Annotated in this window: 16 protein-coding genes; 2 read left to right on the top strand and 14 right to left on the bottom strand. The window is 54.6% G+C overall.

Features of this window, described 5'->3' with window-relative positions; translation table 11 throughout:
• Positions 1–31: 31 nt before the first annotated feature.
• The 13 genes from FW415_RS17180 to FW415_RS17120 form a co-directional block, all read right to left on the bottom strand.
• Positions 32–3,217, bottom strand: a complete 3,186-nt coding sequence (locus FW415_RS17180) for an efflux RND transporter permease subunit (RefSeq protein ID WP_148387516.1) — start codon at positions 3,215–3,217, stop codon at positions 32–34.
• A gap of 53 nt (positions 3,218–3,270) precedes the next feature.
• Positions 3,271–4,395 carry an efflux RND transporter periplasmic adaptor subunit gene (locus tag FW415_RS17175; RefSeq protein ID WP_148387513.1) on the bottom strand — a complete coding sequence of 375 codons (1,125 nt, stop codon included), beginning with the start codon at positions 4,393–4,395 and terminating at the stop codon, positions 3,271–3,273.
• Positions 4,396–4,435: 40 nt separating this feature from the next.
• Positions 4,436–5,767, bottom strand: a complete 1,332-nt coding sequence (locus tag FW415_RS17170; RefSeq protein ID WP_148387511.1) for a TolC family protein — start codon at positions 5,765–5,767, stop codon at positions 4,436–4,438.
• A gap of 199 nt (positions 5,768–5,966) precedes the next feature.
• Positions 5,967–6,554, bottom strand: a complete 588-nt coding sequence (locus FW415_RS17165) for a TetR/AcrR family transcriptional regulator (protein ID WP_148387509.1) — start codon at positions 6,552–6,554, stop codon at positions 5,967–5,969.
• A 138-nt stretch (positions 6,555–6,692) separates the two neighbouring features.
• Positions 6,693–7,787: an efflux RND transporter periplasmic adaptor subunit gene (locus FW415_RS17160; RefSeq protein WP_168208855.1), complete on the bottom strand. Its 1,095-nt coding sequence runs from the start codon at positions 7,785–7,787 to the stop codon at positions 6,693–6,695.
• Positions 7,774–10,911, bottom strand: a complete 3,138-nt coding sequence (locus FW415_RS17155; protein ID WP_148387505.1) for an efflux RND transporter permease subunit — start codon at positions 10,909–10,911, stop codon at positions 7,774–7,776. Before FW415_RS17155 ends, FW415_RS17160 begins: the two co-directional genes overlap by 14 nt.
• Position 10,912: 1 nt before the next feature.
• Complete coding sequence (locus FW415_RS17150; protein WP_148387502.1) at positions 10,913–12,304, bottom strand: TolC family protein; 1,392 nt, start codon at positions 12,302–12,304, stop codon at positions 10,913–10,915.
• Positions 12,305–12,405: 101 nt separating this feature from the next.
• Complete coding sequence (locus FW415_RS17145; RefSeq protein ID WP_148387500.1) at positions 12,406–13,227, bottom strand: AraC family transcriptional regulator; 822 nt, start codon at positions 13,225–13,227, stop codon at positions 12,406–12,408.
• 50 nt (positions 13,228–13,277) lie between these two features.
• The gene (locus tag FW415_RS17140) at positions 13,278–13,919 is read right to left on the bottom strand and encodes a porin family protein (RefSeq protein WP_148387498.1); all 642 of its coding nucleotides are present in this window, start codon (positions 13,917–13,919) and stop codon (positions 13,278–13,280) included.
• Positions 13,920–14,079: 160 nt separating this feature from the next.
• Positions 14,080–15,390, bottom strand: a complete 1,311-nt coding sequence (locus FW415_RS17135) for a PQQ-binding-like beta-propeller repeat protein (RefSeq protein WP_148387495.1) — start codon at positions 15,388–15,390, stop codon at positions 14,080–14,082.
• A 161-nt stretch (positions 15,391–15,551) separates the two neighbouring features.
• Positions 15,552–15,896 carry a hypothetical protein gene (locus tag FW415_RS25185; protein ID WP_210420722.1) on the bottom strand — a complete coding sequence of 115 codons (345 nt, stop codon included), beginning with the start codon at positions 15,894–15,896 and terminating at the stop codon, positions 15,552–15,554.
• 89 nt (positions 15,897–15,985) lie between these two features.
• A complete protein-coding gene (locus FW415_RS17125; protein WP_148387493.1) occupies positions 15,986–16,792 on the bottom strand; it encodes a DUF4249 family protein in 807 nt (268 codons plus the stop codon).
• 9 nt (positions 16,793–16,801) lie between these two features.
• Positions 16,802–19,195, bottom strand: coding sequence for a TonB-dependent receptor (locus FW415_RS17120; protein WP_168208854.1), 2,394 nt, complete (start codon positions 19,193–19,195; stop codon positions 16,802–16,804).
• A 212-nt stretch (positions 19,196–19,407) separates the two neighbouring features.
• On the opposite strand from FW415_RS17120, the gene FW415_RS17115 reads away from it, so the two are divergent.
• Positions 19,408–20,409, top strand: coding sequence for a sensor histidine kinase (locus FW415_RS17115; RefSeq protein WP_168208853.1), 1,002 nt, complete (start codon positions 19,408–19,410; stop codon positions 20,407–20,409).
• Positions 20,406–21,164: a LytTR family DNA-binding domain-containing protein gene (locus FW415_RS17110; RefSeq protein ID WP_148387487.1), complete on the top strand. Its 759-nt coding sequence runs from the start codon at positions 20,406–20,408 to the stop codon at positions 21,162–21,164. Before FW415_RS17115 ends, FW415_RS17110 begins: the two co-directional genes overlap by 4 nt.
• 10 nt (positions 21,165–21,174) lie before the next feature.
• On the opposite strand, the gene FW415_RS17105 is transcribed toward FW415_RS17110, so the two are convergent.
• Complete coding sequence (locus FW415_RS17105) at positions 21,175–21,765, bottom strand: hypothetical protein (protein ID WP_148387485.1); 591 nt, start codon at positions 21,763–21,765, stop codon at positions 21,175–21,177.

The raw sequence follows: 21,765 nt of genomic DNA, 5'->3' as shown, positions 1-21,765 counted from the left end.
CCTGGGGGCTTCGTATACATTACCATAACGGTCAGTCCTCGTCGGGGTCCGCATGCAGGATATCCTGGTGCTCTTCCGGCCGGTAATTGGCGGTAAGCGCGGCCAGCTTTTTCTTGCCGTATGCTATCCTTGTGATCAGCACAAACAGCACCGGCACAATAAAGATGGCAAACAGGGTGGCGATCAGCATACCCCCGAACACCGTCCAGCCAATGGTTTGCCGGGAGATGGCGCCTGCGCCGCCGGAGAACATCAGCGGCATAATACCGAGAATGAACGCCAGCGAGGTCATCACGATCGGTCTCAGCCTGAGCTTCACCGCTTCCATGGTAGCCTTCATCAGTTCCATGCCCATATCCACACGTTCTTTCGCAAATTCCACGATCAGGATGGCATTCTTCGCAGCAAGACCGATGATGGTGATCAGCCCGATCTGCGCGTAGATATTATTATCCAGCTTCGGCAGGAAAGTCAGCGTCAGGATCGCGCCAAAGATACCCAATGGTACGGAGAGCAGGATGGAGAAGGGGACCGACCAGCTTTCATACAATGCGGCCAGCAGCAGGAATACGAAAATAATACAGATGGCAAAGATCATCAGGGTAGCATTGCCGGATTCTTTTTCCTGCAGGGAAAGGCCGGCGAACTCGTAGGTATAACCTGCGCCAAGTGTTTCCGCCGCCGTTTCTTCCAGCGCCCTCAAAGCATCACCGCTGCTGTACCCCGGTGCGGCGCTGCCGCCGACCTCAATGGAACGGAAGATGTTGAAGTGGTTCACGATGGATGGGTTCTCGATCATCCTGTGCGTGACCAGTGCGCTGAGCGGAACAGGATTGCCCTGCATATTTTTGACATAGAGTTTATTGATGTCGCTGATATCCATACGGTAGGAGGTGTCCGCCATCGTCACCACGCGGAAGTTACGGCCGTACTTCGTAAAGTCGTTCACGTAACTGTTGCCCAGGTAGCCGGAAATGGTGCTGTACACACTGCCGATGGACACGCCCATTCTCTTCGCCTGGTCCCGGTTGACTTCCACCAGGTAGTTAGGCGTTTTGGAATTGAAAAGCGTGTAGGCCATACCTATCTCGGGGCGCTGGTTCACGGTCATGAGGAACTTGCCTACGGCTGCTTCGAACGTTTTGATATCGCCGCCCTGCTGGTCCAGTATCTGCATGGAGAAGCCGCCGCTTACACCAAGACCGGGAATGGCCGGCGGAGAAACGGCGAGGATGGATGCTTTCTGGTATCCCCGGTATTTTCCCTGGATGCCCGCCAGTATCTCGTTGACGGTACGGGTCCTTTCCTCCCAGGAGTGCAGCTGCACAAAGAAGGTGCCTGCATTCGGCTTGAAGGAACGGTTGAGCAGGTTGATGCCCGAGATGGCGCTGATATTCTTCAGTTCAGGGTAATCCTTCTGCAGGTCTGCCGTGATCTCGTCCATCACCTGCGTGGTGCGGATGGAGGAGGAGCCTTCCGGCAGGGTCACCCCGGCGATGAAGATGCCCGCATCCTCATTGGGTATGAAACCTGAAGGCTTGGCGGAGAACAGCCCGAACGTGCCGGCGTAGATGCAGATCAGCAGAATGATCAGCAATGGCGCGCGTTTGATAGACCATTTCACGCCTTTGGAATAACGCCTCGTCACTTTGTCGAACCACACATTGAACTTATAGAAGAACCTGTTGAAGCCTTTGGTGTTGGCGCCTAATGTGGACGGCTTGAGCAGGATGGAGCACAATGCCGGGGTGAGGGACAATGCGATGAAAGCGGACAGCAGTACGGACACAGCAATGGTGATGGCGAACTGCTGGTACAACTGGCCCACCATGCCGGGGATGAAGCCCACCGGAACGAATACCGCCGCAAGGATCAGCGCAATGGCGATCACCGGCGCCGTGATCTCCTTCATCGCCCGCCGGGTAGCTTCGGGCGCACTTAGTTTGTCGTGGTCGATGTAGTGCTGTACGGCTTCCACCACCACGATCGCATCATCCACAACAATCCCGATGGCCAGTACAAACGCCAGCATCGTGAGGTTGTTGATGGAAAAGCCGAAGAGGTTGAACAGAATGAAGGTACCGATGATCGATACCGGGATGGCGAGTATGGGAATGAGCGTAGCCCTCCAGCTTTGGAGGAAGAGGAATACCACTACGGTCACCAGTATCAGTGCTTCTATCAGGGTATGCAGTACGGCGTTGATCGATGCCTTTACCACGGATACGGTTTCATATGCTACCACGTAGTCCACATCACTGGGAAACTGTGCTTTCAGTCTTTCCAGCGCGGCGTAGAGGCCTTCAGCTGTTTCCACGGCGTTGCCCCCGGGGGTTTGCGCGATCATCATCGCGGAAGAGGTCTGGGCGTTTACCTTGCTGGTGATGTTGTAAGCGAACTCACCCAGCTCCACACGGGCTACGTCTTTCAGGTACACGATAGAACCGTCTGCATTGGTTTTGACAACGATCTCGTTGAACTGTTCTTCTGTGTTCAGGTCGCCGTCGAGGATCACGGGGAACTCGAAGACCTGCGAGGAGGTCTGCGGCCTGGCGCCCACGCTGCCGCCGGGGATCCGGGTATTCTGTTCCTGGATGGCGGTATTGACGTCGGCCGGTGTGAGCCCCAGCGAAGAGAGCTTCGTGGCATCGAGCCATACACGCATGCTGAATGGCTGGCCGAACGCGGTCACATCACCCACACCTTTCACGCGCATCAATGCATCGCGCACATAAAGGTTCACGTAGTTGGCGAGGAACTTCTGGTCGCGGGTGCCGTTGGGGGATACCAGCGCTACCATCATCAATACGTCTGTATTGGCCTTCCGGGTGGTAACACCAAGACGCCTTACCGCTTCGGGCAGTGCCGGCTCGGCAATGCCTACCCGGTTCTGTACGTCCAGTGTCGCAATGTCTATATCTGTGCCCACATCAAAGGTCACGGTAATAGCGGAACGGCCGTCGGAGGTACTGTTGGATGACATGTAAGTCATGCCCGGCGTACCGTTGATCTGGCTTTCTATGAGCGTTGTCACCGTTTGCTCCACGGTCTGCGCATCCGCACCCGTGTACGTGGCGCTAACCGTTACGGTAGGCGGCGCAATGTTCGGGTACTGGCTGATCGGCAGCGTGGTAATGGCAATTGCCCCTATCAGTACGATCAGTATGGATATAACGATGGAGGTAACCGGCCTTCTTATAAATACTTCTGATATCATATGTCGTGCAATGTGAAAAGTTCCTGTTCGTATTCAAATGCTCAAGTCTTCTTTCAGGGCTTGGGTTGTTGCTGCGGTTGGGGCGCTACTTTGGCGCCGTTCCTGATGTTGATCAGCCCGTCTGTAATGATGGTCTCGCCATTGGACAGCCCGCTGGCCACTACTACTTTATCACCTGTCTTTTGCCCTAATACAACAGTACGCTGTTCCGCCGTGCTGCTGTCGGATACCACGTACACGGATGACTGGCCCAGCTGTTCCGTTACCGCTTTGTAGGGGATGACCAGTTGTTTCTCCGGGGAGTGGCTGAGGATGCGTACGGTGGTGTTCATTCCGGCCCTCAGCAGTCCATCGGGATTGGCGAATGTGGCGCGGACGGTGATGGTGCCGGTACCGGGGTCTACCGCGCGGTCCAGCGCGGATATCCTGCCGGGTGCGGGGTACGGCGCTCCGCCGGGCAACACCAGTGTGATCAGGGAGTCCTTTTCCACTGCCGGGCTTTTTTGCAGGGCAAGAAAACGTTGGATCTCCTGTTCGTTGACCGGGAAGTCCACCGCAATAGGATTGGTGGTGGAAATGCTGTTGATGAGGGTGTTCCCTGCGCTGACCAATGCGCCCATGCGTACCTGGGACATCCCGATGGTACCGTTGAACGGCGCAATGATCACGGAACGGTTAAGGTCCGTGGTGGCGGTGGTGAGTGCTGCGCGGGCAGAAAGGGCCTGGGCTTCTGCATTGCTCAGATCGGTTTCCGCGTAATCCAGCGTTTGTTTGGCAATGGCGTCCTGCTCGGCCAGCTTTCGGTAGCGTTCCAGGTCGCGCTTCACCCTGGCCAGGTTGGATTCTGCGATGGCCAGCGCAGAGCGGGCCTGTTCCTGTGCCGCGGCATAACGGGTACGATCTATTTCGTAAAGCCGCTGGCCTTTGGAGACCGTAGCGCCGTCCGCCACAAAAATACCGGTGATATAACCGCTGACTTCCGCGCGGAGGTCCGTCTGGTTCAGCGGTACCACACTGCCGGGATAACTGCTGGCGCCGGTCACGAATTGTTCCGCGGCCTTGCCGGTGGATACGGGAATAGCCTGCTGGGCGGGGCGCTGCTGTTGCTGGCTGCCTCCGCAGGATACGGCTGCACTGGCGCCGAGGAGGATAAATGTTGCAATGTTGATACTCTTCATGGTAATTATCTCAACGGGTTGTTCGTATAATGTTCTTGCTTTATCGCGCTGTTTGAATGGTGCCTACTGCACGCTGTACATCCAGCTTGCCGGACAGTACCGCATAGAGCGCATTCAGATAGTTGACCTGCGTGGTGCGGAGGTCCGTTTCCGCCGTCATCAGGTCCAGGTAAGTTTTTATGCCTTCGTCATATTGCAGCTTGATGGTGTTGTACACTTCTTTCGAAAGCTCCACGTTCTCCCGGGCGGTCACCCAGTCGTTCAGGTTGGCTTTATAAGTGGCCATCGCCATCTCGTACTGGGAATTGATCTGGTTGCGGAGATTGACCAGGTCCCAGTCTATCCGCTCTTCCATTAATTGCGACTTGCGGATCTCCTGTGTCCGTTTCATTCCCTGGAATATCGGTACGTTCAGCGTGAGGCCGAAAACGGAGCGGGGATAATCCACATCCAGCAATTTCGAAAAGCTGTTGTTCCGGTAGTCCCAGGCATAATTATAAAAGGCAGAGAGAGAAGGCAGGTACGTCCATTTATTATATTGCGTGTTGATCCCCTGCAGCTGCCGCTGTGTCTGCAACTGCCGGTATTCTATCCTGTTGCGGTAGTCAAATGCCACGGTGGTATCCAGCGATATCTCGCTTTCCATGGAGGTGTTGTCGAACGACAGTGTTAACGGGGCTTCCGGGGAAAGGCCCACCACTTCCTTCAGGTATGCGTATTTATACTTCAATATCGCCGCGGTGCGCTTCAGGTCTGCATTGGAATTGCTGAGTGTGATCTGCGCACGTTTAAAATCGGTCTTGTCCACGATCCCGGTCTCATAACGCGCCTTTGCATCCTGCAGCTGTTTGGTGATCCGGGCGATGTTCTCTTTGATGATGGAGAGCTGCTCTTCACTGGTCAGGATATCATAATACGCTTTGCTGACCTCAACGATCGTGTTGATCTTCGTATTTTCCGTGTTCTGCTCATTTTGCAGCCGCACGTATTTGGCGGCTTTGGATGCCTGCAGCAGTGCAGGATTGACGATCTGCTGATCCGCCTGCAATACGAGCGCGGCTACGTTCCTTTGCCCCATCTGGATCACCTGGTCTCCGATCACGGCGGTGGGTATGATGATATTGTTGTTGTAAGTACCGGTTGCGCCGATCTGCGGGAACCAGCCGGAGAGGGCAGAGGCGATATCCCGTTCGCCGATCTCCTGGTCAATGGCCGCCTGTTTTACATTCGCCTTGTTACGCAGCGCAAAATCAATACACTGCTCAAGGCTTGCCTTTGGCGGCAGGCCGGTGGAAGGCTGTTGCTCCTGCGCATGCATGGTTAACGAAGCGGCCATGAATAAGCCGGTGAGAAATAAACTCCTGATATTCATCTGTTCATATTTATTTTTTACGGGTCAGATGGAATGTTATTTCATCTGTTGACATTTATTTTTTTCGGGTCAGATGGAATGCTATTTCATCTGTTCATATTTATTTTTTACGGGTCAGCCTTCGATGATTAAAATGATCATTCCCCTGTCTGTTCAATGATAATTTTAATCACGCCGGTTTCCTATAAAGTAATCGTTCCTATTTTTTAATCCCGTCCCAGATGATGCCTACCATGTTCCGGAGGTCTTCCTCATTGAACCTGAACATGGGGTTATTGCTTCTTTTGGCCGTGGCAATCACCGTTCCGAGGAACGCAGCGCTGATAATATTGATGTCCAGCTGCTTGATATGCCCGCTGTTGATGCCTTCTTTGAGGAAAAGCGATACTTCATCCTGGAAACACATGGTTTCGTCCGTAAAGATCTCGCGGACAAAGGGGGAGGAGTAGAACTGCTCAAAAAAGCTCAGCACTTCGGGGAAGCGGCTATAATAATTCACCAGATTGATCCAGATGCTGACAAACCGGTCGCGGTAAGTATCATTCGGGTTATGGTCCCGGAAAGTGGCGTCATGTATCTTTTGCTTACTATAACGGAAAAGTGCTATGATCAGTTCATCCTTGGAGGCGAAGTAATGATAAATGGTGCCGGTGGCCACGCCGGCATGTTGCGCTATCTGGCTGACGGGAGTGCCGTGGAAGCCGAATTCACGGATCAGCTTCAGGGTGCTTTCAAAAATGGCCTGCTTCTTTTCGGTAGCTGCCGATGTTGTCAATTGAACGTTCATTCGGTCGCAAAATGACACATTATTTATGACAAATTGTAAGGGGTATCAGGAAATTAACAAAAGATTGACAATTTGGTTGACTATTTGAAAGGGGCAGCAGCGGGATGGGCTAACAAACGATGGAGTGCCTGGAGTGTATTATCGTTGTACCTTCCAGTGAGCGGACGTACCGGGTTTCCGTTCATCGGTACCTTTCACCAGCACGGTATCTCCTTCGTTCAGGTTGCCAAATACTTCCACGCCCTTATTGGTGACCATGCCCTGCCGCACGTCCACCCATTGCGCTTCGCCATGCTTTACTACGATCACGAACTTCCGTTCCTGGGTGGTGGCAATGGCCGGGGCTGGCACCACATAAGATATTCCCTGGCGCTCCATGCTGATCTTCACGTATGCAAAAGCGCCGGCCTTCAGCAGCTGGCGGCTGTTGTCCACTTTAAATTCCCACAGCTCTGTGCGTGTGGCCGGATCTATGGCGCCGGATTTACGGGTTAATGTTGCCGTGAATTGTTGTGTGGGCCAGGCATCTACGGTAAAAGCAACTTCCTTCAGCGATGCTGCGGTGTTCACATACACTTCCGGCACCGCCGCCCTCAGGCGCAGTGTGCGGTTGTTCTGGATGGTGAACAGCATTGCGCCGCTTCCCACTAGCGTTCCGGGATCAGCGTTGCGCGCGGTGATCACGCCGTCGAACGGCGCGGTGATATGCAGGTAGCCGGATACGGCTTTGTATGCCTGTGATTGCCTGGCCGCTGCTTCGTAGCCGGCGCTGTCTGCCAGCATTTGCTGACGGCTGCGCTCCAGGTCCGCCGGGGCAACGATACCCGGTGTCTCCGCCTTTGACGCCCGGTACAGCCGCTCGAAATTGTCCCGGCTGGAAGCCCATTTCGCTTTGGCCGAAAGCAGGGTGGCTTCGGATTCCGCGAAGCGGCTGGAGACTTCCGGTGCTTCGATGACCGCCAGCACCTGTCCCTTTTTTACATTATCACCAAGGTCTGCTTTCATCGATCGTACAAAACCTTCCACTCTTGCAAACAGCACAGCCTGTTCATAGGGAAGCAGTTCTGCAGGCAGTTCCACTGTTTTCCTGGCGGTGTCCGCTTTCAGGATGAAGGCGGGAACAGTGTCGGTTCCCGGCGTTTCTGAAGCCGGGCTTTTGCTGCCGCTGTCACAGGAAACCAGGAAGATGGCGGCTGATAGTATCGAAATAACGCGCATATTATTGTTTGTCATAAGTTTTGCTGTTTTCATCATCCGGGTCAAGGGACACGGACTGGTAAGACCTTCTGCCGGTCAGCAGCTGGTAAACATGAGGAAGAAAGAACAATACACTGATCGCTGAAAATAACAGCCCGCCGATCACGGCTACACCCAGGGGGGCGGTCTGGTCCCCGCCTTCTCCGATGCCCAGCGCCATCGGCATCATGCCTGCTATCATAGCCAGACTTGTCATCAGAATAGGCCTGAGCCTTGCTTCCGCCGCCTGCATGTGCGCGCCGGCGATCCCCGTTTTCCGGTTTTGTTCCGCATGGGTAATATAAAGCACCGCATTTGCGATGGCTACGCCCACTGCCATAATGGTGCCCATGTAGGACTGAATGTTCAATGAGTGGCCGCTGACGAGCAGCAGCAAAAGGGAGCCGGCAATCACCGCGGGGATTACGGACAATGTGGTCAGCGCTACGCGGAACGACTGGAAGTACACGGCCATCACGAGGAAGATCACCACTACGGCGATCAGCAGGCCAAACTGCAGGCTCGTGAGCGTTTGCCGCAGCAGCTCCGGTTGGCCGCGCATGACGATCCTTGCGCCGTTCGGAAGTTTGCCGAGGCTGCCAATGGCCTGATCTACCTGTTTGAAAACACCGCCGAGATCTTCCCGGTGTACATTGGCCGTTACGGTAATATATCGTTGCTGGTTCAGCCGGTCATATTCCCCGGGCATGGTGGCGTATTTCCAGGAAGCCACTTCACTGAGATAATGAGTGGTGCCTGCGCCGCCGGAAACAGGAATGGCTTCCAGCTGCGCGGTACTGTTCATCCGGTATTCAGGGTATTGCACCTGTACCTGGTAAGCGGTACCGGTCACTTTATCCAGCCAGTAACTGGGTGCGGTAAAACGGCTGGAGGATGTGGCCGTTGTGGTGGCTCTGGCGATCTGTTCGCTGGTGATGCCCAGCTGCCCTGCTTTTACGCGGTCCACTTCCAGCCTGATGGCCGGATAATCCAGCGGAGTGGCTATTTGAATGTCGCGCAGGGCAGGGATGGCGGACAATTTTTTTACCAGTTCGACGGCTGTTTTTCTGCCGGCTTCCAGGTTGCGGTTGATGACGGCTATTTCAACGGGGTTCGTGCTGCCCAGGTTCAATACCTGTTCCACAATATCTCCCGGCTCAAAGGATATCTTTACGCCTGGCATGTTCTTGCCGACAGCCTCCCGCAATTTTTCTTTAAAGGCAGTGATGGGGACAATGCCTCTTTTTATTTTGATGCGGGTAACGGATTCATGTGGACCGCCCGTCCATAAATGAATATAGTTGACCGGGTAGCTGGAAGGCTGCGTGCCGATGAAAGTGGAGGATATTTCGGTGTTGCCTTTTCCGGCAATGCTGTCGCATAGCTGAAGAAGTTTTCGCGTAGCGTCTTCCGTTCTTTCAAAGCGCGTGCCTACCGGCATGCGAAGGCGCACCTGCGTTTGCCCGCTGTCTGCCGGCGGAAAGAGCTCCGTTCCGGTAGCAGAAAGCAGCAACACCACCAGTCCAGCCGAAATGAGCAGGAACAGTGCTGTAAAGACCCTGAATCTCGCGGCCGAACGCAGCCCCGTTGTATGATAACGTGCTTTTATCTTTTCAAAGAAGCCGTTCCTGTTTTCCTTTGGCAGATGATCTTTCAGCATCCAGTTGGAGACGACGGGCACAAAGGTCTGTGATAACAGGAAGGATGCGATCATCGCAAAACCTACGGCGAGAGACAGCGGCATGAACATCGCTCTCGGCACGCCGTTCATGAACAGCGCCGGTACAAATACAGCCAGGATGCTCAGCAGGATCAGCAGTTTAGGCCCCGCGATCTCGCGGGTGGCATCGGCAATGGCTCTCGCCCTGCTTTTACCGCTTTCCATGTGCCGGTGGATGTTTTCAATGGTTACTGTGGCTTCATCCACCAGAATGCCTACCGATAAAGCCAGGCCGCCGAGCGTCATGATATTGATCGTTTGCCCGGTGAGGTATAGCAATGTTGCAGAGGATAACAGCGCCAGCGGAATGGTCATGATCACGATAAGCGCGCTCCTGCGGTCGCCCAGGAAAAGCAGTACCATCAGGCCGGTGAGGATGGCGCCGAGACCGCCTTCGAATAAAAGGCTTTTGAGGGAATTGATCACGTAACCCGATTGATCGAAAGCGTAAGTGACCTTAATGTCTTCCGGAATGGATGCCTGCATGTCCGGCAACGCCGCTTTTACACGCTGTACCACATCCCAGGTGGAGGCATCGGCCCGTTTGGTTACCGGAATGTACACGGAGCGTTTGCCGTTGATCAGCGCATAGCTCGTTGTTACATCCGCACCAAGACTTACCGTGGCAATATCCTTTACATACACGGAAGGGCCCGTGCCAAGATGAAGCGGTATATCCTGCAGGTCTTCCAATGTTTCGATCATGCTGTTCTGCGGCGTGATGTAAGTAGTGTCGCCAATGCGCACATTCCCCGCCGGGGCAATGCTGTTGAATTTCACGAGCGACTGCACTACCTGGTCCGGCGAAAGGTTGTGGCCACGGAGTTTTTCGGGGTCAACCGTCACGAGCACCGTCTTCTGGTTGCCGCCAAATGGCGGCGGGGCAGACACGCCGGGGAGCGTGGAGAACATCGGCCGCACACGGAATAAGGCAAGATCCGATATCTCGCTCAGGGAACGGGTATCTGAACTGAATACCAGCTGGCCTACCGGCACGCTGCCGGCATCAAAGCGGGTGACAAAAGGCGGTACCGTTCCCGGCGGCATGAATGCGCGGGAGCGGTTCACATATCCCACAACTTCCGCCATGGCCTGACTCATGTCGGTACCTTCGTTAAATTCTATCTTGATAATGGCAGCGCCCTGAATACTTTTCGATTCCACATATTTCACACCGGTGATATACAGAAAATGGTATTCATAATAAGAGGTCACAAAGCCTTCCATCTGCTCCGGAGAAAGACCGCCGTAAGGCTGTGCTACATACACCACCGGCAAACCCAGCTTCGGGAAGATATCCACCTTTGCATTGCGGATAGACAGAAAGGAGAAAAAAAGTATGGCTATTACCGCGACCAATATTGTAACAGGATGCCGTAATGCTGCGATGATCAGCTTCATATCATTGTTTCAGGTTGTCAATAAAAACGTCCAGGTTGCCATTGGCCACCGATATATCCAGCAGCGCACGCCATGCCTGAACGAAGGCGCCGGCCTGGAAGCTCTCGGCTTTCAGCAATTCATACTGTCCCTGCATCAGCCGGGTGAAATCCGTCAGGCCGTTCTCATAGCTCAGCCGCAGGCCGGTATAGGCGAACTGCGCGGTACGTGTCTGTACCAGCGAGTGTTGCGCAATGCCAAGTTGCTGATCGAAGTTGAAAGCGGCATTGTTCCGCTGTTGCTGCAGATCAAGTTTGACCTGTTCCAGTTGCGCTTCGTCTGAGCGCAGGAGGGATTGGTACTGTTTTTTGCGCAGGCCGGTTCGCGAAAAACCGAGCACGGGAAAGCTGAGTTGTATGCCGGCGCCATAATTATTGCGGGAGAGCGACCATCCGTCTGCCTTGTTCACCGTTCCGTCCGCGGCAACGCCAGAGCCGCGCGCATAGGCATTGGCCCAGATGTCCAGTTTCGGCCGCCATTCCCGCTGCACCGCTTTCAGTGCCGCCTCGCTGACGTCCAGTTTGTCCTGGTAGACCTGGTACAAAGGATGCATCGCTGCGGCAACACTGGTATCCGGGAGTGCCGGCAGGTCATGAACCAGGAATGTATCCGCCAGCAGCCATGCTTTCGGCTGGTCCGGAACGCCGGTGAGCCTTGCCAGTTCCGTCAGCTGCTCAAAGTATTTCCTTTGCAGGGTCAGCAGGTCTATTTCCGCCTGGGCGAGTGCGGACTGGAACTGGGCGGTATCTATGCCGGGGCGCAACCCTTCTTTTGCCAGCACGAGGGATTGCTCCAATCCTGTTTTACTGCGTTCGATATTTCCCTTGCTGCTTTGCATCAGTTTGAACAGGTACACGGCATCCAGGTAAGCGGAGATAACGGCATACTGTTGCCGGAAAAGGGCATCGTTGTACTGGCTGCCAGCCAGCTTGTATTGAGCGGCCGCCTTTTCCACCGCGGCTTCGCGCTGCCCGAAAGTGAGCGGGCTCCATGTCAGCAACGCCGATAAAACGGTACCCGGCACCGCATCATAGGTATTACCGGCGGAAGGCGGACCGCTGATGGGCAGGTACATACCCGGGTACGTCATCCCGGTAATATTGTTATAGGTAGCGTAACCCGCCTGGTAACCGGCTGTCAGCTCCGGCATCAGGGTGTTACGGGCGAGGTCCGTCCCATAAGCGGCGGCATTGGCCTGTTCCCGCTGCGCCTTTAGCTGCGGCTGCTGTGCCGCTGCGAGGGAAACGGCTTCCCGGATGGAAAGGCTGCGCTGTTGCGCGGCGAGGCGGCCATGCAGCAGTACAAGAAGGCATCCGGCGCAGAGGGTTTTAAACGGTAGCTTGAATAAAGTCATAGTGCTGTTCCACGAGGGCGTATTGCGTGATATGAAAACGCAAAGCTATTCCGGGCCGGCAGTCCTTTATGGTATTTTTGAAAATGGTTTGGTATGCGCTGCTACAGGGAACGGAAAGATTGCGGCGTATGGCCGGTGATACGCTTGAAGAATTTTACGAAATGGGAGGGGTCGGAAAAATTCAGGGAAAGGGATATCTGGGATACGGTTTTGTTCGTGTACCGCAGCAAACGTTTGGCTTCGTTCATAATATGATCGGCCAGTACTTCGGCGGCAGACTTGTTTACCGCTTTCCGGCAGGCGGCATTGAGGTTCTGCGGGGTGGTATTGAGCCTGGCAGCAAAATCTGCCACTTTCATTTTAACGGGTGGCGCGCCGGTATGCAGCAGGCCCATGAAGGTATGGTACAGGTCTGTTCTTGCCGCTGCGCGGTTCGGTTCCTGCCGGGCGTTGTTCAGTATCCTGGCCAGCAGGGCTTTTAAAAGGCCTTCAATAATGTACAGGGTCATTTCCGTTGAGGCCCGGTGTTCTTCTGCCAGCAATTCAAATAAAGGTAAAATGCCCGGCTCATGCTCAGGGTAGATGCAGGGTATGCCGTTCAGGCGGTAGAGCAGCATTTTCAACTCCCGGTCCAGGCTCTTTTCAATAAAAGCATTTTTAAGGATCAGCACAAAGCCCTCCGGCTCCGTCTGCAGTGCCCAGTTATGCACCTGGTCCTGCGTAATAAAGAAAAGCACATCCGGCTTAATGCTGTACTGCACGCCATCGATCCAGTGATCCCCGGTGCCTGCGGTGAGAAATACGATCTCGAAATAGTGGTTATGCTTATGGGGAGCGGTGTTCCGGATATTCTTCCGGAACCGTTCCACCTTTATCAGATCGTCCGTATTGATCTTGTTCTTTACCGGGATGTTGTTGTTCATCAGGCAACGAAATTACGGATATCATTCAGATCTTGCTATATCCGTTCCGGTTACCACTTCCGGCGGCGCTGCCGGACCTTTTGCAAGGTCAGCTGAAAGGTGCGCATGGCGGCATCTCCCAGTAAAATATGCGAGGCGCTGCCGGACGATACCTCCTGCAGCCCGTGATAATAGCGGATGCCGAGGTGCAGCCTCCGGCTCCTCAGCACTACGCCCATCGCTACACCATAATCAAAATCGTTCAGGTCATCCCGGTCAAACACGCCGTAACCATAGGAGAAGGTACCGGTGAAATCAAAGTTGCCGCCCACTTCCACCGCACCATAGCCACCCAGCTCAAAGGCCAGCCAGTCCAGCGGGCGGATGCCCAGCAGCAGGGGCAGCTCAAAGTAGTTGATCCGGTAACGGACGCTGCCATTGAACACCCCGGAGGTGTTGTATTCAATTTTGCCGCCTTTCATGGAAAAGGCCAGCTCCGGTTTAAGGTAAAACTGTTCAGATAAGGTGAATGTTGGCGCAAGGGCTATGCTTAATCCCATCCGGGGAACGCCGCGGCTGCCTTCATGATTGGAAAAATAACTGAGGCCGGGTCCTGTTCTGAGAATGGACGGCTTTTCCCTGACGTCCTGCGCCTGCACACCAAAGGCAACAAGGCATAAAGATATGTTCAACAGGAATGATCTGTAGCGCATAAAATAATGTAATTGAAAGATAAAAAAGATGCGGCCCGGCTATCACATGAACAGTATGTTCATGCCTTCGTTACCGCAGCCCGGAAAAAGACCCGGACCAGCCAGCAGACTGGCCCGGGCTTGCTGCTTTCCCGGATAGTATTTCATTGTTCAGATCTTGTTATGCCGGCCGGTATGCGAATAATAATCCGTTAAACGTCGGTACATACACATTTCCCTCCGGCCCGATGGTGGTGCCAACAGTGAAGATGGTCGTGCCGGGCAGGTGCTTTCTGTCCAGCTCCTTTCCGGTACGGACATCCACGACGGCGAGGTCATTATTAAGTTTTCCGGCAGCGGCGGCGACGGTGACATAGGACAACCCTCCGGCTGCCTGTGTGGCTACGCCCCGGTTATGCATATCTTCCCGGCGCCATAACAGCCGGGCGCTGTCTCCCTCGTCCCTGATGCACATCAGTGCCGCGCCATTGCCACCTGCTGGCATGATCAGGCCTTCCGGAGAAGTGGATTGGCTGCCGCCGGTTTCATACCCGATCTCAAACTGCCAGATGTTCTTCCCGGTTACGGCATCTATCGCATGCAGGCCGCCTGCATTATCATTTACATAGATGCGTGAGCCATCGGCGGAAATATCCGGACTGGAGGCACTGCCTCCCGGCAGCGCAAGGTTTTCCCAGAGCAGCGTTACCGCAGGTCCGTTTGTTTCCGTGTACTGCATGGCGCGTAATCCGGCCTGCGCAGTACCGGGTTTCCAGTAGGTGAAATAGAACCGGCCGTTTTGCTGGTCGAAAGCCAGGGTGTTCGCACATGGGCAGTCCGCAGTGCCGCGCATGCAGGCTCGTGGGTCGAAGGTCTTGTTCAGCGAATGCTCCGGCGCCAGGTTCACCGTTTCCATAACGGGGTTGCCGGTCGCCTTGTCCAGCACATAAATGAGGCCGATATGGGTGATGAAGATGAGCCTGCCGGTTTGCGTGAATTGCGCTGACAGGGGAAAGCCGGTAATGGGTGTTTCCCACAACAGCTTTCCGGATCTGTCGAACGCATGCATGGCCTCATCATCTGCGAGATAGATATGCCCCTCCCGGTCCAGCAGGGCGGAGGAGGCAACGGCAAATTTGTTCACCTCATCGCTGCACCATACCGTTTGCCCTGTTTCACTGTTCAGGGCATACAGGTGGCAGCCGTCTGCGCTGGTGGTCAGGTACACTTTGCCGTCCGGACCGGTGGTTGGCCCGAGGTTGATGGTGCCTTCAAATTTCCGTTGCCAGGCGAATGCCAGTTTCTTTGCGCCCCGCACCGGCGAATAATCCGAATTCCGGCTATCTGCATGAACGGCAGGCCACCCGGCGCCATAAGCGGAGGTGGTGTGCCGGCTGCCGGCACAGCCTGTCATAAATAGTCCGCAGATCAGCGCGTACCAGCAGGTTTTGCTGATGTATAAATGGGACCGCCGGATTATCATACTGCGCATTCAGTTTTGTTTTTTTCTGGTATTTGTTGTGTTATTCCGGCCTTCGCCAGGCGCCGGGGTGCTGATGGTACCGGCCCATTCTTCCGGATATTTTGTGTATCCCCGGGGGACAGTGAATTTCCGCGTTCATATACGGAAAAACACCATCATCCCGGGCTACGTTAAAGCTTATGTACCACTACCTGCTTATGCACGGTCACCAGCGGCTGCGGTGGCGGCACCACTACGGGCGCAGGTTTTAAAAAGACCCTCGGCGGAACCACCACTACCGGCGCAGGTCTTACCACCACCACCGGTGCCGGTTTTACCACAACTACCGGTGCGAGTACCGGGCGACGGGCTACCACCACCCGGCGATACGGCCTTACTACCGTTACGCTTGCCGGCGGCGGAGGAGGTACTACCACTACGCGGCGAACAGGGGGCCTTACAACGACTACCTGTGCATTTACTGCTGTGCTGACAGTACCCAGTATCAGGATCAGGGGAATGATGAACTTTTTCATAGTTTGTGATTTTAGGTATTGGACTGGCGGTAATCCCTGAAGTCAGGCCATCTGCGGTGAAACAGCCAAACCCGGGGGTGAACCGTCTTTTAACGTATCTGGACCCACAGGGTATCGGCAGCATTTACGCCGGTGAAGATGCCCAGCCCGTTGCTGATATTGGTAGGCGGAGCAACGAGGTTGCCGGAATTATTGCCGTTATCCTCATACAATGCGGCATATTCCGGTTGTATCCGGTACAGGATCACGGCATGCCGGCCATAGTAAGAGAACCTGCCGAGAGACAGCTGCTGGCTGTTGCCCCGGTGCGGCGGTATCCTGAAAACAGGTTCCGGTTTTTCGATGATGTCGTCACCGATATTGAAAGTGATCGGCTGCGGATCGGCTTCCAAATTCCGCACCACCAGCAGATGATATTCCTGGTCAGGATTATCCCAGGTGTACTGTATGGGATCAGGGATCTCTACCCCCGTTCCCGACCCGAGTTGCGGCACTGTGAGGCTTGTACCGGATGCCGCTACCGTTCCGGGAAATGCCGGCACTTCCGTTGTGGCCGTGATCTCCCGTCCATTATAAGTAAACGAAAGCTGGTACGTTTCTCCGGCAGCGATCTGCAGGGATGCGGTGCCATATTGGCCCGCAGCGGTCTCCATCAGCGGCCAGGACTGGCCGTTATGGCTGATCTGCACCACCAGGCCCTCCAAAGGGATCAACGTATCCGTTTTACCATAGAGGATCTCTTTTGTGATCTGCACCTTCACCGGCTGACCGGGAGTGAGGTAGCTTTCCACAACCGGCAGCGGATCAGGCGCCAATGCATCTTCCTCCGTACAGGAAGAAAAGAAAACAAGGAGTGCCGAAATTGCCGGGATGATATATTGTCTGATTTTTTCCATGGCGGTGCTTTATTTTAATTTCAGGCTGAGTGAGAGATTGGGCGTGAATCCCAGGTAGTTGACATCGGTTTCCACAATTTCATTTTCAATGATGTCGAAGTTCTTGTACCAGATATTGGTTTGATTATAGAGATTGAACAGCGAGAGGCCGATGGCGCCGTTGAACTTCCCGGGCTGGCCAAAATTCAACGTAACGGCAACATCCATGCGGTGATAGTCCGGCAGCCGCAGCGCGTTTTTCGCTGATACGTTCAGGTAATCCACTTTTGTACCATCCAGCAAAGTGATCTGGTATCCTCCGGTGGGAGCAGTATAAGGCTTGCCGGTCATGTACATCCAGGATAAGGAGAAGTCGAACCTGCCGAGCCGGTAATTATGGACGGTCTTAAATTCGTTCCGGATGTCGTTGGATGCGGGGAATTTATCCGGCCCGTACACGTCAAAATCATGAGTGACCTCGGCCAGGGTATAACCTATCCAGCCATTGTACCGCCCTGCCTTTTTCTGTATCAGCAGATCGATGCCCCGGGCTTCTCCCGTGCCTTCGTAGAAGAAGTCAGCATAATTCGCCGCACCGCCTGTTGGCTGGAAGCGTAAGGTGTATTCGGACAAGCCTTCCATCTTTTTGACGTACACCTCCGCATCAATAAGGAACTTCGCATTTTCCCAGCTGGCGCCGGCGGAATACTGGCGCGAGAAGCTTACGGGTATCCGCTCGTCATCGGTCAGCAGCCAGAAATCGCGGCTTCCGCGCAGTACATCCTCGCGGATCACCCTTTTGGCGAACTGGTAATACTGGCCTGCGGACGCTTTCAGTTTCACCCGCTCGCTCAGCTGGAAGTCTCCCCGGATGCGCGGCTCAATATACCATTGGCCGGTAGGGGAAAAAGAAGTGACGCGCATGCCCGGCACCAGCAGCAGTTTGTGGTCCGCCAGGCTGATCTTGTCTTCCAGGTAGAAGGCAAGGGTATTGCCTTGCGTCTGGCGGTCTATGAGCGTGAGCGTATCGTTGCGGGAATACTGATAGGAGATATCCTGGTAATTGTATTGCACACCAAAGCCCAGCCGTTGAACCGGTGAAACCGTCCATTCCCAGTCCGTGCGCACGGCGTAGTCATACAGCTGGTTATCTTCAATAGCGCCGCTCTGGAAATGGCGGTCTGCCCCCAGGGAATCGGTGATGACGCTGCGCAGCGTGTTTTCCCTTTCGCTGAAATAGTTCGAGTAGCTCACGAGTGTGTGGCTGTAGAGGGCGGGAGACCATTGTTTGCTCCATTTCAGGCTGGTGCCGGTGTTGCCCCAGCTGGCCACGTCCGTTGTGTTGGCAAAGAAGGAGGAGAGCCGCCGGGATATCCAGGAGCCGCCTCCGGCTTCAATGCTGTTATCCATATGATCCTTGCCGGAATAAAAGCTCCAGCTGAACACATCCCCGGCGTCTGAACGGAAGGTCAGCTTGGCATTAAGATCGGAGAAGTAAGATTGCACGTCCGCCTGACCGCGGAAGCGTTCGCCTATGCCGGACAAACGCCCGCTTTGGTTGCGGCCATTGTCTATCGTAGCCTGATCTTTCAGTTTGTCGTAAAACGAAGTGGCAAAGCTCCGCCGGTAAGTGATGAGGGCAGACATTTTTTTGCCCAGCGGCGTCTCCACAAATCCGTTCACACTCAGAAAGCCCGCGTCAATACCGGCGTTGAATGCATTTTTGTTGCCTTCCTTGCCGGTGATCTCCATGAGGGCAGACAGGCGCCCGCCGTATTTCGCGTCGAAGCCGCCTTTGTAGAGCTGCACGTCCTTGATGGCATTGGCATTGAATGCGCTGAAGAAACCGAAGAGGTGGTCTACATTATACACCGTAAAGCCATCGAACACCACCAGGTTCTGGTCCGGCGTACCGCCCCTGACATACAGGCCGGCGGATTGCTCATTCCCTGCACTGACGCCCGGCATCAGCTGATAAGCGCGGAAAATATCCTTCTCGCCAAGCGAAGGTAGCGAGGCGATCATTTTGGGGTTCATGCGGATCATGCCGATCTGCTGATTCAGTTTGAAACGTTCCCTGGATTCCCCGGTCACCACCACTTCTTTTAAAGCACCCGCGTCGGCGGTGAGCCTGATGCGGAGGCCGGACAATGGTGCGTCGTTTCCCAGCGGGTAATCCAGCGGCCGGTAGCCGATGCAGCTGAAACGAAGGGTGAAGGTATCGCGGGGGATGCCGGTCAGCATAAAATAGCCATCGGTGTTGCTGCTGCTGCCAATGCGGCTGCCTGCTACGGTCACCGTTACTGCGGAAAGCGGTTCGCCGGTGGCCTCATCGGTTATGCGGCCGGATACCTGGCGGCTGTCCTGGGCCGAAAGGGCCGATATGCATAAACAAAAGATCATCGTGAATACAGGTAACTTCATGGTTTGCGTTTTATCGGTCCGCCAAAGGTAGAGCGGCGCGGAGGACGAAATGATCGTGACGGGATGAAATGGACAAAATGGAAATTGAACCATCCCCGCTTTTGAATGCCCGCTTTATACTGACCGGCCGCCTGTGTCAGATCAGCCCCCAATTTGTCCGCTTCACCCGCCCTTTAAGGCGCACCGGATATTCCATCCGGTACCTTTGCAACATGAGGAGATTTTACCCGGTAACGGGATTGATCATTGCGTTGTTCATTGCCCTGATGCGGCATGCGTTGGGGGTGTACCGGGAGGAAATGATGCATTCGCTGGTTACGCTGGCCGGGTCGTTCGTCAATGCGTTTTTGTGCTGGATGCTCGTGCAGTATGTGATGCAGCGCGCCCGGCCGGAGGGTTACGGCTGGAAAGGAGTGTGGGCCGTAACCGGATGTGTGGCGATGTCCGTACTGCTCTTTTATGTTACGCAGGATGTCAGCGAAGTGCAGCAGCGAATCGAATATGCCCCGAGGGGTATGCTGGTATTGCACTTTCTGCTGGTGACGCGGGGGATCGTGATCGGCGGATTCCTGTATTTCATCGCTTACCTGTTGCGGATGTCCGCCCAGAGCCAGCAATCCAGGCTGGAGAACGAGCGGCTGAAGCAGGAAAATCTGCAGGCACGGCTGAGCTTGCTGCAGGAGCAGGTAAGCCCGCATTTTCTTTTCAATTCACTGGGCACCTTGCGAAGCATGACGCATGAAACAGCGCCGCGGGAATTCATCCAGAAGCTGGCCGAAGTGTACCGGTACCTGCTGAACAATCGTATGGCGGACCTGGTGGAACTGCAGGCAGAACTGGATTTTACGCGCGCTTACCTGCATATTCTCAAAGAAAGGTTTGAAGATGCGTTGTTTATCGATGTGCGTGTGGATGCCTCCTGGTACACGAGAAAACTGCCGCCTGCCACGCTGCAGCTGCTGATCGAGAATACGGTGAAACACAATGTCGTGGATGCGGAGATGCCGTTACGGATCTGCATCAGCACGGAAGCGGAAGGCTGGCTGGTGGTCAGCAATTCCATACGGCGGCGCAATGTGATCCGCAACAGTCTCGGTACCGGCCTGAGCAATATCCGGGAGCGCTACCGCATATTGGCGGACCGTGATATCGTTGTGCATGAGACCATGGAAAAGTTCGAAGTAAAAGTTCCATTATTAACCGGTAGATCATGAATGTACTGATCATTGAAGATGAAGCCAAAACGGCTAAAGAACTGAAAGGCATGATACAGCGCCTTGACGATGCGCTGACGGTGGTGGATATCATTCCCTCCGTAAAGGCTGCTATCCAATGGCTGCAGAAAAATCCGCCGCCACAGCTGATCCTGTCGGACATACAACTGGCGGACGGGTTGAGTTTCGAGATATTCAGGGCTGTAGATACCGGCTGCCCGGTGATCTTCTGCACCGCATTTGATGAATACGCGATACAGGCTTTCGAGACCGTTGGCATCGATTACCTGTTGAAGCCGGTGGATGAGGACAAGCTGGCGGGCAGCCTCCGGAAGTATGAGCGCATGAAACAGTTCCTGGGAGGGAAGACGGCCGATCCGCGGCTGGCAACGCTGATGACGCAGCTGCAGCCGGTGTACAAAAGCGGGCTGCTGGTATTCCGGAATGAAAAGATCATCCCGGTAAAAACGGCCGATATCGCATTCATCTATTCCGCCGGTGGGCTGGTGACGCTGTACACCAAGGGCAACCATACCTATACCACCAGGGAGGTGCTGGATGAGCTGGAATTGCAGCTGGACCCAAAGCTGTTCTTCAGGGCCAACCGGCAGTTCCTCATCAACCGGAACAATCTGCTGATGGCCGAACATTATTTCAACCGGCGGCTGGTGGTAAAGCTGGATGTGAACCCGCCCGAGCGCATCGTGGTCAGCAAGATAAAAGCGCCGGAGTTGCTGGCATGGATGGAGGGCTGAACCGTGCCGCTTACTTCATTTTCTTCCGGATCTTGTCCTGCAAGGCGGTGATCTCGTTGATACATGCTTCGAGGCGGGAGTATCCTGCGCTGTTATCCAGCGCCAGATCTTTTTTGGTTACGTCATAACCGGCCAGAAAAACTTCGAGGTGGGAGAGGAAGCGGTTATTTTCCCCGAAGAGCGCATCGTAGATGTCATTGTTCAAACGGTCTCCTTCCGCCTGCAGCTCCGTACCCACCAGGTCCGTAACATCCCGCATCTTTTGCATCACCGCCGTCATCCGGGTTTGCAGCAGTTCCAGGGCGTTATCGTTCACTTTGCCGCCCGCCACGTTGTGCCGGAAAAGGCTGTCGGATAAGGACTTCCTTGTTTTCATGTACAAGCTGAGGTCTTCTTTCAAGAGGCCTAGCTGCTGGTCCAGCGCCGCAGCCTTTTCCCGGAAGAAATATTTGTTGACATCGGCATTCAGGTGTTTGATCCATTCGAGCAAACCGGTTGTAACGTCGGTTACCACGGGCTGGCCGGATTGTGCGGATGCTGCGCCGGAAAAGGTCAGCAGCAAAATGAAGCTGAGTATGAAGGATATTTTCGAAAAGGTCAT

It is taken from the genome of Chitinophaga sp. XS-30 (assembly GCF_008086345.1).
Taxonomy (GTDB): Bacteria; Bacteroidota; Bacteroidia; order Chitinophagales; family Chitinophagaceae; genus Chitinophaga.
The sequence above is the reverse complement of the archived record's forward strand: the minus strand, read 5'-3'. Positions and strand labels throughout refer to the sequence as shown.

Coding starts and splice junctions, on each gene's coding strand:
- FW415_RS17180 (WP_148387516.1), bottom strand. CDS start 3,217: ATGATATCAGAAGTATTTATAAGAAGGCCGGTTACCTCCATCGTTATA.
- FW415_RS17175 (WP_148387513.1), bottom strand. CDS start 4,395: ATGAAGAGTATCAACATTGCAACATTTATCCTCCTCGGCGCCAGTGCA.
- FW415_RS17170 (WP_148387511.1), bottom strand. CDS start 5,767: ATGAATATCAGGAGTTTATTTCTCACCGGCTTATTCATGGCCGCTTCG.
- FW415_RS17165 (WP_148387509.1), bottom strand. CDS start 6,554: ATGAACGTTCAATTGACAACATCGGCAGCTACCGAAAAGAAGCAGGCC.
- FW415_RS17160 (WP_168208855.1), bottom strand. CDS start 7,787: ATGACAAACAATAATATGCGCGTTATTTCGATACTATCAGCCGCCATC.
- FW415_RS17155 (WP_148387505.1), bottom strand. CDS start 10,911: ATGAAGCTGATCATCGCAGCATTACGGCATCCTGTTACAATATTGGTC.
- FW415_RS17150 (WP_148387502.1), bottom strand. CDS start 12,304: ATGACTTTATTCAAGCTACCGTTTAAAACCCTCTGCGCCGGATGCCTT.
- FW415_RS17145 (WP_148387500.1), bottom strand. CDS start 13,227: ATGAACAACAACATCCCGGTAAAGAACAAGATCAATACGGACGATCTG.
- FW415_RS17140 (WP_148387498.1), bottom strand. CDS start 13,919: ATGCGCTACAGATCATTCCTGTTGAACATATCTTTATGCCTTGTTGCC.
- FW415_RS17135 (WP_148387495.1), bottom strand. CDS start 15,390: ATGCGCAGTATGATAATCCGGCGGTCCCATTTATACATCAGCAAAACC.
- FW415_RS25185 (WP_210420722.1), bottom strand. CDS start 15,896: ATGAAAAAGTTCATCATTCCCCTGATCCTGATACTGGGTACTGTCAGC.
- FW415_RS17125 (WP_148387493.1), bottom strand. CDS start 16,792: ATGGAAAAAATCAGACAATATATCATCCCGGCAATTTCGGCACTCCTT.
- FW415_RS17120 (WP_168208854.1), bottom strand. CDS start 19,195: ATGAAGTTACCTGTATTCACGATGATCTTTTGTTTATGCATATCGGCC.
- FW415_RS17115 (WP_168208853.1), top strand. CDS start 19,408: ATGAGGAGATTTTACCCGGTAACGGGATTGATCATTGCGTTGTTCATT.
- FW415_RS17110 (WP_148387487.1), top strand. CDS start 20,406: ATGAATGTACTGATCATTGAAGATGAAGCCAAAACGGCTAAAGAACTG.
- FW415_RS17105 (WP_148387485.1), bottom strand. CDS start 21,765: ATGACCTTTTCGAAAATATCCTTCATACTCAGCTTCATTTTGCTGCTG.